This window comes from Streptomyces sp. NBC_00461, from assembly GCF_036013935.1.
GTDB lineage: Bacteria > Actinomycetota > Actinomycetes > Streptomycetales > Streptomycetaceae > Streptomyces.
Genome location: NZ_CP107902.1, coordinates 2,656,113 through 2,669,008 on the forward strand (window position 1 = coordinate 2,656,113; position 12,896 = coordinate 2,669,008).

At 70.6% G+C, this 12,896-nt stretch carries 9 protein-coding genes and 1 pseudogene; 3 read left to right on the forward strand and 7 right to left on the reverse strand.

Annotation, left to right across the window (positions count from 1 at the left end; genetic code table 11):
• Positions 1-76: 76 nt before the first annotated feature.
• Positions 77-832 carry a metallophosphoesterase family protein gene (locus OG870_RS12670; protein WP_266520204.1) on the reverse strand — a complete coding sequence of 252 codons (756 nt, stop codon included), beginning with the start codon at positions 830-832 and terminating at the stop codon, positions 77-79.
• A 338-nt stretch (positions 833-1,170) separates the two neighbouring features.
• Between OG870_RS12670 and OG870_RS12675 the strand changes: the two genes are divergently transcribed.
• Complete coding sequence (locus OG870_RS12675; protein WP_266840874.1) at positions 1,171-2,967, forward strand: AMP-dependent synthetase/ligase; 1,797 nt, start codon at positions 1,171-1,173, stop codon at positions 2,965-2,967.
• 31 nt (positions 2,968-2,998) lie between these two features.
• Here OG870_RS12675 and OG870_RS12680 read toward each other — a convergent pair whose 3' ends face one another.
• A complete protein-coding gene (locus tag OG870_RS12680; RefSeq protein ID WP_266840872.1) occupies positions 2,999-4,588 on the reverse strand; it encodes a GMC oxidoreductase in 1,590 nt (529 codons plus the stop codon).
• A 207-nt stretch (positions 4,589-4,795) separates the two neighbouring features.
• Complete coding sequence (locus tag OG870_RS12685) at positions 4,796-5,938, reverse strand: glycosyltransferase family 4 protein (RefSeq protein WP_266840870.1); 1,143 nt, start codon at positions 5,936-5,938, stop codon at positions 4,796-4,798.
• A gap of 120 nt (positions 5,939-6,058) precedes the next feature.
• Between OG870_RS12685 and OG870_RS12690 the strand changes: the two genes are divergently transcribed.
• Complete coding sequence (locus OG870_RS12690; RefSeq protein ID WP_266585290.1) at positions 6,059-7,294, forward strand: glycosyltransferase family 87 protein; 1,236 nt, start codon at positions 6,059-6,061, stop codon at positions 7,292-7,294.
• 4 nt (positions 7,295-7,298) lie between these two features.
• Here OG870_RS12690 and OG870_RS12695 read toward each other — a convergent pair.
• Positions 7,299-8,576 (reverse strand): annotated as a pseudogene (locus OG870_RS12695) (MATE family efflux transporter); the annotation flags it as partial.
• A 117-nt stretch (positions 8,577-8,693) separates the two neighbouring features.
• Between OG870_RS12695 and OG870_RS12700 the strand changes: the two are divergent.
• Positions 8,694-9,224, forward strand: coding sequence for a PadR family transcriptional regulator (locus tag OG870_RS12700; RefSeq protein ID WP_266512858.1), 531 nt, complete (start codon positions 8,694-8,696; stop codon positions 9,222-9,224).
• Here the strand turns inward: OG870_RS12700 and OG870_RS12705 are convergent.
• The 3 genes from OG870_RS12705 to OG870_RS12715 form a co-directional block, all read right to left on the reverse strand.
• Entirely contained in the window at positions 9,212-10,402 is a 1,191-nt protein-coding gene (locus tag OG870_RS12705; RefSeq protein ID WP_266512861.1) for a hypothetical protein, read from the reverse strand. The two genes, OG870_RS12700 and OG870_RS12705, sit on opposite strands and share 13 nt — an antisense overlap.
• Before the next feature lie 32 nt (positions 10,403-10,434).
• On the reverse strand, positions 10,435-11,451 hold the full coding sequence (locus tag OG870_RS12710; protein ID WP_266840864.1) for a C40 family peptidase: 1,017 nt from the start codon (positions 11,449-11,451) through the stop codon (positions 10,435-10,437).
• Positions 11,452-11,652: 201 nt separating this feature from the next.
• Entirely contained in the window at positions 11,653-12,687 is a 1,035-nt protein-coding gene (locus tag OG870_RS12715) for a C40 family peptidase (protein WP_266585286.1), read from the reverse strand.
• Between the last annotated feature and the right edge of the window lie 209 nt (positions 12,688-12,896).

The following is a 12,896-nucleotide window of genomic DNA, read 5'->3' on the forward strand; positions in this document are numbered from 1 at the left end:
AGCGTGAAGGCTACCGCGCGTCCGACCAGCCGACTTCACCCGCATACCCGTAGCGCGGGCCGGCGTCAGGAGGTGGTCACCATTCCAGCGCCCACGGCTTTCCGTTCCCGGCGAAGTGACCCACGTTCACGCACTCCGTGGCGCCGATCCGCATCCGCCGGACCAGGGGTTGGTGGACGTGGCCGAACAGCGCGTACCGGGGGCGGGTGCGGCGGATCGCGTCAAGGAGGGCCCGGCTGCCGCGTTCGAAGCGGCGCGCGACCGTGTCGTAGACCAGCTCGGGCACCTCCGGCGGGATGTGGGTGCACAGCACGTCCACCTCGCCGACGGCCTCGATCTTCGCCGCGTACTCCTCGTCGCTGATCTCGTACGGGGTGCGCATGGGGGACTTGAGGCCGCCGCCGACGAAGCCGAAGGTCCGGCCGCCGATCTCCACGCGCTCGCCGTCGAGCACGGTGGTGCCCGGGCCGGCGTATTCCGGCCACAGCGGCGGCATGTCGACATTGCCGTAGGTGGCGTACGTCGGTGTGGGGAAGGCGGCGAACATCTCGGCGTATTGCTTGCGCACCGCCTGCTCGATCACGGCGGCCCGGTCCGGGCCGACACCGCTCCACAACCGGGCCCCGAACGCCCGTGCCTCCTCGTAGCGGCGTGCGGTGCGCAGCTCGACGATGCGGTCGGCGTTCTCCACGCCGAACAGGTCGGGGAAGATCCCGCGCGAGTGGTCGGCGTAGTCGAGGAAGAGGACCAGGTCGCCCAGGCAGATCAGGGCATCGGCACCCTCGCCGGCCGCGGCCAGGTCACGGGCGTTGCCGTGCACATCACTGACCACATGGACACGCGTCCTGCGATTACCGGCTGATGTGGATGCCATGGCGATCAAGGGTAAGCGTGTGCGGTGTACGTGAACAGTGCCGGCGGACCCTGCGGTTACTGGCCAGTCAGCTAGCAGGTGGACTACCGTACGCAAAGGAACACCAAACTGTGTGACGCAGCGAACATCTCGCCGGACCCCCCTGTCGAAGAAGCCATACCGGCGGGTAACGTCCGGGCAGTCCAGTCGTACTCAGGATTTCAACCACTGAACGCCTGAGTACCTGCCCGAGTCTTGGACCGCACCGTCGCATCACACAACGTCGTGGCGCCGGCGCCCTATGAGGAGCAGCAGTCTTGCGCGAGTTCAGCCTTCCGGCTTTGTACGAGGTCCCCGCGGACGGCAATCTGACCGACATCGTCCGGAGAAACGCCGCGCAGCATCCTGACGCCGCCGTCATCGCCCGCAAGGTGGGTGGTGTGTGGCAGGACGTGACGTCGACCGCGTTCCTGGCCGAGGTGCACGCGGCGGCCAAGGGGCTCATCGCCTCCGGCGTCCAGCCCGGCGACCGGGTCGCCCTGATGTCCCGCACCCGCTACGAGTGGACGCTGCTGGACTTCGCGATCTGGAGCGCCGGCGCGATCACCGTGCCGGTGTACGAGACCAGCTCCGCGGAGCAGGTGCAGTGGATCCTCTCCGACTCGGGCGCGAGCGCCGTCGTCGTGGAACTCGACAACCACGCGGCCGCCGTGGAGTCGGTGCGCGACCGGCTGCCCGCGCTCAAGCAGGTCTGGCAGATCGAGGCCGGTGCCGTCGAGGAGCTGGGGCGGCTCGGCAAGGACGTCACCGACGCGATGGTCGAGGACCGCAGCTCGCTGGCGAGGGCGGACGACCCGGCGACGATCATCTACACGTCCGGCACGACCGGCCGCCCCAAGGGCTGCGTGCTCACCCACCGAGCCTTCTTCGCCGAGTGCGGCAACATCGTGGAGCGGCTGCGCCCGCTGTTCCGTACCGGCGACTGCTCGGTCCTGCTCTTCCTGCCCCTCGCGCACGTCTTCGGCCGGATGGTGCAGATCGCGCCGCTGATGGCGCCGATCAAGCTGGGCATGGTGCCGGACATCAAGCAGCTCACCGACGAACTGGCGTCCTTCCGCCCGACGCTGATCCTCGGCGTCCCGCGGGTCTTCGAGAAGGTCTACAACTCCGCGCGCGCCAAGGCGCAGGCGGACGGCAAGGGCAAGATCTTCGACAAGGCGGCGGACACCGCGATCGAGTACAGCAAGGCGCTGGACACCCCGTCGGGGCCCTCACTCGGCCTGAAGATCAAGTACAAGACCTTCGACAAGCTCGTCTACAGCAAGCTGCGCGCGGTGCTCGGCGGCCGCGGCGAGTACGCGATCTCCGGCGGCGCGCCCCTGGGCGAGCGCCTCGGTCACTTCTTCCGCGGCATCGGCTTCACGGTCCTGGAGGGCTACGGCCTGACCGAGTCCTGCGCGGCCACCGCCTTCAACCCCTGGGACCGGACCAAGATCGGCACGGTCGGTCAGCCGCTGCCGGGCTCGGTGGTCCGGATCGCGGACGACGGCGAGGTTCTGCTGCACGGCGAGCACCTGTTCAAGGGGTACTGGAACAACGAGCAGGCGACCGCGGAGGCGCTGGCCGACGGCTGGTTCCACACCGGTGACATCGGCACCCTCGACGAGGACGGGTACCTCAGGATCACCGGCCGCAAGAAGGAGATCATCGTCACCGCGGGCGGCAAGAACGTCGCCCCGGCCGTGATCGAGGACCGCATCCGGGCGCACGCCCTGGTCGCGGAGTGCATGGTGGTGGGCGACGGGCGGCCGTTCGTGGGCGCGCTGGTCACCATCGACGACGAGTTCCTGGGCCGATGGGCCGATGAGCACGGCAAGCCGGTGGGCTCCACCGCGGCGTCGCTGCGCCAGGACCCGGACCTGCTGGCCGCGATCCAGTCGGCGGTCGACGACGGCAACGCCGCGGTGTCGAAGGCGGAATCGGTGCGGAAGTTCCGCATTCTGTCCTCCCAGTTCTCCGAGGAGTCCGGTCACCTCACGCCGTCGCTCAAGCTCAAGCGCAATGTGGTGGCGAAGGACTACGCGGACGAGATCGAGGCGATCTACCAGAAGTAGTACGCCGAGCAGTACGCCCCGGTCGTACGGCTCATGGCGCGGTGTCCTCCACGAGGACCCGCGCCATCGTGCGTTCCGCGAGCGCGGTGATCGTCACGAACGGGTTCACGCCGATCGAGCCGGGCACCAGCGAGCCGTCGGTGACGTACAGCTTCGAATAGCCCTTCACCCGGCCGTAGTCGTCGGTCGCCTTCCCCAGTACGCAGCCGCCGAGCGGGTGGTAGCAGAAGTCGTCGGCGAAGACCTTGCCGGCCGAGCCGAACAGGTCGTAGCGGTAGATCGTGGCGTTGGCCGAGTTGATCCGGTCGAACAGCTTCTTGGCCATGGCCACCGAGACGGCGCTCTGCGCGGCACTCCAGCCGAGCTTGACCCCGTCGCTCGCGGCGTCGTACGTGAACGTCGCCCGTTCCCGGTTCCTGGTGATCGCCAGATAGAGGCTGACCCAGGTCTCGAACCCGATGGGCAGCGGGGCGATCTCGGCGAAGACCGGGTTGTCCGCGTTGGCCCAGTCGTCGATGCCCATGACCGGCATGGTCGACTGGTTGGCGCCGGTGGTGTCCCAGATGTGGTTGGCGCGGCCCAGCATGGTGTTGCCGTTGGTGCCCCAGCCGGCGCCGACGCTGGAGTCGAGCGCGGACAGGGCGCCGGTGTCCCGGGCCCGGACGAGGAGTTCGGTGGTGCCGACGCTGCCGCCGCCCAGGAAGAGATACGTGCAGTTGTACTGCTTGGTCTCGACGACCGCGCCGGAGTTGTCGATCCGGTCGGCGGTCAGGACCCAACTCCCGTCGCCCGCCCGGCTGATGGCCTTCACCCGCTCCAGGGTGTTGATGGTGACGTTCCCGGTGCCGAGCGCCGACGCCAGGTACGTCGTGTCCAGGCTCCGCTTGCCGTGGTTGTTGCCGTAGATGACCTCCTGCCCGAGCGCGGACCTGGTCGCCGTACCGGCCGCCTCGCGCTCCATGTAGCCGAAGTCGTAGACGTTCGGCACGAAGGTGGTCTTCAGGCCGGCGTTCGCCGCGGCCTTCCGTGAGGTCCGGGTGAACCGGTACCACTCCGTCGACTCGAACCAGGTGGGGTCGACGCTGTTGACACCCAGCTCGGAACGGGCGCGCGGGAAGTACGTGTGGTACATCTCGCCCGCGTCCACGGTGGGAAACTGCTCGCTGAAGTACGACCGGAGCGGGGTGACCGCCATGCCGCCGTTGACCAGGGAGCCTCCGCCGACCCCGCGGCCCACGTACACGGACATGTGGTCGAAGTGCACGCGGTCCAGGACGCCGGGGTACGCGCTGATGTCCCTGTTGACGAGGTCCAGCCACAGGAAGGTGGCCAGCGGCGCCTCGGTGCGGGTGCGGAACCACATGGAGCGCTGGTCGGGGGCGGCGGTGGAGCAGAAGACCTTGCCGTCGGTGCCGGGGGTGTTCCACAGCCGGCCCATCTCGAGGACGAGGGTGCGGATGCCGGCCTGGCCGAGGCGGAGGGCGGCGACGGCCCCGCCGTAGCCCGAACCGACCACGATCGCCGGGGCGTTGTCGACGGCGGCCGCTTCCTCGGCGGCCTGCGCCGACTGGAGGCCGATACGGGTGAGACCGGCCGCGGCGGCCGCCTGGAGGGCTGCCATGCCCAGGATTTGACGTCTCGTCAGCTGACGCTTCATCAGTTTTGCTGTCATGCGCGCAGCATGTGCGGATTATTCGGTTCCGCCTAGGGGCTGCGCCGGTTTTGGGGCGCCATCCGGGGTGCCGGGTGCCCAGTCGGGCGGGTGCGGGCAGGGTGTGGCTGGTCGCGCCCACGCGGCGGAGCCGCATATCGACACAGCCCCGCGCCCCTAAAGGAGCGCCTTCAGCTTCTCGGCGAGTAGATCCCACCGCCACTTCTCCTCGACCCACTCCCGGCCCCGCTCGCCCATGCGTCGCCGTAGCTCCGCGTCGCCGAGCAGGACGACGATGCGGTCGGCGGCCTCCTCGGGGGAACCGCCCCGCACCACCCAGCCCGTCTCGCCGTCCAGCACGGCGTCGGGAGCGCCGCCCGAGTCGCCCGCCACGACCGGCAGCCCTGTCGCCGAGGCCTCCAGGTAGACGATGCCGAGACCCTCGACGTCGAGGCCTCCCCGCCGCGTCCGGCACGGCATGGCGAAGACGTCGCCGGCGCCGTAGTGCGCGGGCAGCTCCGACCAGGGCACCGCACCCGTGAAGCGCACGGAACCGGCGACCCCGGTCTCCTGGGCCAGCTTGCGCAGGTCCTTCTCGTAGGGGCCGCCGCCGACGATCAGCAGCACCGCTTCCGGCTCGGCGGCCAGGACGCGGGGCATGGCGAGGATGAGGGTGTCCTGGCCCTTGCGCGGCACCAGCCGGGACACGCACACGACCACCGGCCGGTCCGTCAGCCCCAGCCGTGCCCGGACCGCGTCGCCGCCCGAGGCCGGATGGAAGGTCTTCTCGTCGACGCCCGGCGGCAGTTGCGCCATCCGGCCGGCCGCGTCCGGGGTCAGAGCGGCGGCGATCCGCGAGCGCGTGTACTCGCCGAGGTAGGTGATCGTGTCCGTCGACTCCCCGATCCGGCGCAGCAGCTGCCGCGCGGCCGGCAGCTGCGCCCAGCCCGCCTCGTGGCCGTGGGTCGTGGCCACCAGCCGCTCGGCGCCCGCCTTCCTGAGCGCCGGCGCCATCAGCCCGAGCGGCGCCGCCGCCCCGAACCACACCGACGTGCACCCGTGCTCCCGCAGCAGGCCCACGGCCCGCCGGGTCACGCCCGGCGTGGGCAGCAGCATCGTCGTACGGTCGCGTACGACGGCGAAGGGCTGCTCGGCGTCGAAGGCGGCCGTCGCCTCGACGCCCTCCCGGCCGCGCTTCCAGGTGGAGGCGTAGACGACGACGCGCTCGGGGTCCAGGCGCAGTGCCATGTTGTGCAGGAACGCCTGGATGCCGCCCGGGCGGGGCGGGAAGTCGTTCGTCACAATGAGGGTCTTGTGCATCGCCGCCGACCCTACCCAACGGGAGCACACCGCCCGGCACGGCCACGTTTATGGCACGCACACAGCCCGGCAGGACATCATGTTCCCCTCAAGGCGGGACGCGGACGAACAGGGGCTCCGGTGGACATTGCGGGTACGAGGCGGTCCCTGGCGGGGCTGCTGGGGGCCTGGGGCCTGACCAGGCTGGTCCTGCTGCTGTTCGTGTTCAAGGTGTTCGTCTTCCCGGGCCCGGACGTGACGACCGACGTGTCCGTGATCTACCAGGGCTGGTACGAGACCCTGCGGCACGGCACCTTCCCGCTGGACGACGTCACCTGGCAGTACCCGCCCGCGGCCGCCCTGGCGATCCTCTCGCCCGCGCTGCTGGGCTTCCTGGCGTACACGAAGGCCTTCTTCGTCCTCGCCTTCCTCGCGGACCTTGTCGTCCTGTCACTGCTCGTGTACGCGGGCCTGCGCCCCGGCAAGACGCTGCGCGGAGCCTGGGTGTGGGTGGTGGGCGTACCGCTGCTCGGACCGACCGTGTACGCACGCTACGACGTGATGGTCACGGCCGTGGCCGTGGCGGGGCTCCTGGCGGGCGCCCGGCATCCCCGCGTGATGGGCGTCCTCGTCGGCTTCGGGGCGATGTTGAAGGTGTGGCCGGCGCTGCTGCTGCTCGGCGCCCGCAAGCGCGGTGCGTGGGCCTGGGCGGCGGTGACCGCGGCCGCGCTGGCGGTGGCGTTCGCGGTGAGCATGCCCGGTGCCTTCGCCTTCGTGACCTTCCAGCGCAACCGCGGCACCGAGGTGGAGTCGCTGGGCTCCCTGGTCATCCACGTCGCCCGGCAGTTCGGCTGGAACGGCCAGGTGCTGCTGAACTACGGCTCGATCGAGTTCCTCGGCCCCTGGGTGACCGTCATCAGCTCGGCCGCCCTGTTCCTCACCGGCGTGGCCTTCGGCTGGCTGCTGCTGTGGCGGCTGATGGCGACGCGGTTCCTGCCGAACACGCTCGCCGACGCGGCCTTCACGGCGGTGCTGATGTTCACGGTCACCAGCCGGGTGATCAGCCCGCAGTACATGGTGTGGCTGGTCGGCACGGCGGCCGTCTGCCTGTGCTTCCGCAGCAGCCGGATGGGGCTGCCCGTGGGCCTGGTCCTCGCGGCCGCCTTCGTGACGGTGCTGGAGTTCCCCGTCTGGTTCCAACACGTGGTCGCGAGCGACACCCTCGGCGTCACCCTCCTGGTCGTCCGAAACGGCCTGCTGGTCGTCGCCGCCCTGCTCGCCGCCGTGGAGCTGTGGCAGTCGACGGTCTCCCGCGAGCCGGTACCGTCCCTGCCCGCCCAGGCGACCCGCACGAGGGAGACGTCGACCTCGTCCTGACGCCGGCGCGCCGGAAGAGCACGGCCACCACCGCGCACTGCACGACCATCGAGAGCGCCAGCGCCAGACACACCCCGGGCAGCCCGAGCCCCGACAGGCCGTACGCCAGCGGCAGTTGGACCGCCGTGCCGAGCAGCGTCACCCGCAGCAGCACCGGCGCTTCCCCGCTGCCCTCGAAGACGCCGCCGAGCGCGATGAAGCAGGCCATCAGCAGCAGATAGGGCCCGACGCAGCGCAGGAACAGCACACCGGCGTGCTCGACGCCGGCTCCCGCGCCGAAGACGGCCATGATCCATGGAGCGGCAACGGACAGCACCACGACCGCCCCGAGCCCGACCGCCCCCGACACGAGCACCGCCTGCCGTCCGACGCCCCGGCGCTCGTCCCGCCCGGCACCGCGCAGATGGGCGGTGTGGATGGAGGCGGCCTGCCGCACCGCGTAGAACGCCATGGTGGCGACGTACATGACCTTGTACGCGATCGAGTACGCGGCGACGGCCGTCACCCCGAGCCGCGCCACGATCGCGACCAGGACCAGCGCCCCGCCCTGCCGCACGGTGAAGTCGGCGGACATGGGCAGCCCCGTCGCCAACGTCCGCCGCAGCGCCGCCCCGACCGGCTCGGCGGCCCGGACCCCGACAGCCGTACGCAGCAAGGCGTTCCGCCGCAGCACGACGAGTCCGACCCCGAGGGCCGCGCATCGACACAGCACCGTCGACGCGGCAGCACCCCGCACTCCGTACAGCTGGACCAGGAACGGATCGCAGGCCAGGATCAGCCCGTTCGCGAGCAGCGCGAGCCGCATCGGGGTCCTGGTGTCGCCGGCGCCCTTGAGGATGCCGTCGACGAGGTTCTGCGCGAAGAAGACGGCGATGCCCGGCAGGGAGATCCCGAAGTAGGCGACCGCGAGCGACAGCGCCGCGCCCTCGCCCCCGCCGAGCACCAGCCGGGCCAGCGGCTCCCGCAGCAGCAGGCCGCCCACCACGACGACCGGCGTGACCAGCCCGCACAGCGCCCATCCCCCGCGCACCGCCGCCCGCACCGCCGCCGGATCGCGCGCTCCCCGGGCATGGGCGACCAGCACGGTCGTGCCGGAGGCGAAGACCAGCGAGACCCCGAGCAGCACGTTCTCGGTGTTGGTCGCCACAGCCACGGCGGCCACGGCCGCACCGCCGAGCCGGGAGACCCAGACCGTGTTGATGATCCCGGCGGCGACGGTGGCGAGGAGCGAGAAGTAGACGGGGTGGGCGAGCGAGACGAGCTGTTTGCGATGAGCGTTCATGGATCTTCCCCCTGCGAGCCAGGACCCCTCGATACGAGCTACCTCGAATAGAGGTAGCTCGATAAGAGGTACCATGACCTCGTCGCGCCCGCAAGAAGACCCACAAGGGAGGGACAGGTGCTCGAGCTCTCGATCCTCGGCTTCCTGGCCGAACAACCGCTGCACGGCTACGAGTTGAAGGAGCGCATCAAGGGCCTGAGCGGCCACGTCCGCCCGGTCAGCGACGGCGCCCTCTACCCGGCCCTCACCCGTCTCGTCGAGGCGGGCAAGCTCGACCAGAGAACCGAGCCGGGCACGAGTGCGGCGCCGCGGCGCATGCTCTCCCTCACCGACAAGGGCCGCGAGGACCTGCTCCAGCGCCTGCGCCACCCCAAACAGGCGGAGATCACGGACCAGGTCCGCTTCAACACGGTCCTGGCGTTCCTACGGCAGCTGCCGGACCGCCGCGAGCAGGCCGAAGTGCTGCGTCGCCGGCTGGAGTTCCTGGAGACGCCGACGAGCTTCTTCTACGACAGCGGAAGGCCCGTGCGCGCGGAGGAGACGGACGACCTGTTCCGGCAGGGCATGCTGCGGGTCGCGCGGGCCACCGGCGAGGCCGAGCGGGCATGGCTGAGGGAGGCCATCTCGCTGCTGGATCAGCCGAGTTGAGCCTGGAGGTAGTCCCGCCACTGCGCCGTGAACTTCTCCGGTGTGGTGCCGAGCACCTTCTTCAGTGCGTTCTCGACGGACCCCGAACGCTGCTGGTGGTCGCCCACGGCGCGGTAGAACCGGCCGAGCCGCTCCTGGCCCCACTGCCCGGCGATCATCCGACAGGCCATCCAGCCGGCCTCGTAGGACTGCGCGAGCTTCGTGGCGTCACCGCTGAAGCCGAAGTCCCTGTCGGTGGGCAGGTTGTCCGGCACACGCCCCTCGTTCACCGCGCGCGCCAGCTCCGGCGCCGCCTCGGAGGGGGTGCGGGTGGTGCCGAGGTAGCCGATCCAGTCGGCGTAGCCCTCGGACAGCCACAGCGGGGTGGCGGCGGTGGTGTGGGCGCGGGTGGCGACGTGGGTGGTCTCGTGGGTGAGCACGACCTGCTTGCCCAGGGGCCCGAGCAGGGCGTACGCGTCAGGGTTGACGATGATGCGGTCCGCGGGCGCGTTCGGCGGACCGCCCACCTCGCCCGTGGTGACCGCCGCGATCCCCCGGTACTGGGACGCGGGCGAGCCGAGCAGCCCCGCCATGCCCTCCACCGACCCCGGGACCAGCACCACGACCTGCCCGGTCCACTCCAGGCCCCAGGCCCCGGACACGGCCGGCACCGCCTTGTCCGCGAGGTCGGCGTACGTGTGCAGCGCCTCGCTGGACTGTCCGGTGCCGAGGACGAGGCTGTGCCTGCCGCGCACGACGGTCACCCCGCCCTGGTCCCACAGCTGCTGGGCGGCCTTCTTGGCGGGCTTGTCGGCGTCGACGTACCACTGCCCGTCCGTCTCCCGGGAGAGGGTCAGCGTGCGGCCCACGGTGACAGGCGCCTTGTCGTATCCCTCGATGCGGTAGCGCAGTTCGGCGGCGGCTGTGGCCTCGTCGCCGGTGCGGTGCAGGGCGGTCACGCGGTACGACCAGGCCGCGAGGGGCACCCCGCGGAGGTTCTCGAACCAGCCGAGCTCACCCGTCGTCAGGAAGGCGCCCCGGTCGCGGTCGAGGACGGCGGTGGACCGCCGGTCCAGGACGCGCTGCAGATCTGCCTTGGCGGTGTCGCCCACGGGTCTGCCGCCGCACGCCACCAGAGAGACGAGCAGCAGCACCAGCACCACCAGTGCGGACCTCGATGCCCGCCTACGACCAGCCACCTTTCCGATCGTACGGCCGACAGGGTGGTTGGTCAGACCCTCGTGACCGAGGACACCGGCAACATGTTCACCGGGTCGTAGCGCACGGGCGCGCCGGGATAGGGCGCATGGATCACCTGGCCGTTGCCCATGTACATCGCGACATGGCTGGCGTCGGACCGGTAGGTGACCAGGTCGCCGGGGCGCGCCTGGGAGAGCGGGATCTGCCGGCCGGCGTACCGCTGCTCCTGCGAGGTGCGCGGCAGCTGGACGCCGGCGCGCGCGTACGACCACTGCATCAGGCCCGAACAGTCGAAGCCGGAGGGGCCGGTGGCGCCCCAGATGTACGGCGTCCCGAGCGCGGAGCGGGCGGCGGCGATCGCGGCGGCCGCGCGGGCCGAGGCCGGGAGGGCGCCGCCGAGGCCGGGGATGTCCCCGCGGTCGCCGCGGGAGGCACGGTCGTAGGCGGCGCGTTCCCCGTACGGAAGGGAGTTGAGCAGCCGGCGTGCCTTGGCGAGCTTCTTCTCGACGGTCTCCTTGTGGGCGGCGACGGCCTTGCGGTTCCTGGTCAGCTCGGCGAGCTTGCCGACCGCCTCGACGCGCTCCTGGGCGAGTTCGCGCATCGCGGACTGCAGGTCCCTGAGTTCACCTGCCTCATGGGCGGTGATGCGGTCGAGGACGGAGGCCTTGTCGAGGTAGTCGGCCGGGTCGTCGGAGAACAGCAGGGCGAGGGCCGGGGCGAGGCCGCCGGAGCGGTACTGGGCGCCGGCCAGCGAACCGAGCGACTCCCGCATGGTGTTGATGCGCTGCTGCTGCCGGGCGATGCGGTCCTGCGCGTCGTTAACCTGCCTGCGCAGCGTGTCGGCGGTCTCGTCGGCCTTGTTGTAGGCCTCGGTCGCCTTCTCGGCATCCTCGTAGAGGCGGTCCACCTCGGCCCTGGTCGTGTCGTGCGGAGCGGCGGTCGCCGGCACGGCGCCGAGGGCGGAGGCCGCGGCGGACAGCACACACAGGGCGGCCCCGGCCCCCCGGTTGAACCCGGACGTCGGTGCAAGACGGCGATGAGACCCCACGGGAAGCCGCACTCCTTCCGCTGGCGACAAGGACTGCCTCCCCGCCTCAGCAGGGAAACGCGGCAGACAGTAGCCCCGCGGCGGGCCGACGGCCAAAGACCTCCATGGCCACACAACGTGACGCCCCGCCTCTGACGCAGGTCATCGGCGGGGCGTGGGGTCAGCGTGGGGTCGCGCAATTCGCCCGTTCGGGCGGCACGGTCAGATCCGGACGCCGAACTGGAACGGCATGTTGCCGATCGACTCGTAGCGCACGACGGTGCCGGTACGCGGGGCGTGGATCACCTGGCCGTTGCCCGCGTAGAGACCGACGTGGTGCTGGTCGCCGTAGAAGATGACGAGGTCGCCGACCTTGAGCTGGCTCTCGCTGTAGATCCGCGTGCCCGCGTTGGCCTGGGCCTGCGAGGTGCGCGGGATGGAGACACCGGCCTGGGCGTAGGCCCAGGAGGTGAGGCCCGAGCAGTCGTAGGAGGCGGTGCCGGTGGCGCCGTAGACGTACGGCTTGCCGAGCTGGCTCTGGGCGGCCGAGAAGGCGGCGGCCGCGCGGCCGGAGGCGGCGGGCGCGTCGCCGAGGTCCACACGCTCCGCGGAGGAGCGGCTGGCGCGGCTGTCCGCGGCGGCGAGCGCCGCCCGCTCCGAGGCCGTCAGGGTGTTGAGCAGCTTCTGCGCCTCGGCGAGCTTGCCCTGGACCTGCTTCTTCTTCTTGGCCAGCTCGGTGCGGGTGGAGGCGAGGTCCTTGAGCTTGTCGGAGGCCTCGGAGCGCTCCTGCGCGAGTTCGCGCTGCTTCTCCTGGATCTTCTTCAGCGCCTCGACCTGCTGGGCGCTGAGCTGGTCGGCGGTGGAGGCCTTGTCCAGGTAGTCGTCCGGGTTCGACGACAGGAAGAGCTGGAGCGAGGAGTCGATGCTGCCCGTGCGGTACTGGGCGGCCGCTGCCAGCCCTATCGAGTCGCGCAGCTCGTTGAGGTCGTCCTGGCCGCGGGCCACGTTGTCCTGGATGGTGGAGATCTCCTTCTGGAGCTTCTCCTGCTTCTCCTTGGCGCCGTTGAGCTTCTCGGTGGCCTGCTCGGCCTGCTCGTAGAGAGCGTCGACCTTCGCCTTGACCTCGTCCTTGGAGGGCTTCTCACTCGGCGCGGCGTTGGCGGCCTGGGCGCTGAAAGCAACGGCGGCAGCAGCTGCGGTGGTGAGCACGGTCACGCGAGTGCGGCTCGGCTGCTTGGGTCGACGGTGGGACGCCACGGACGCGGGCTCCTTCTTGAGAGTGATCACCCGTTCGGAGGTTCGGCCCGACCCTAGTGACCATCCTGTGATCAGATCAAATCCTCACACAAAAAAATCCCGTCACGCAATGCATTCTTTGCACACAACGCACATGCAGTGATGCGCGGTTGACGCTACGTTGCGTGACGATCCCGCCAATTCGGTCATTAAACCTAGAAGTTCGACCT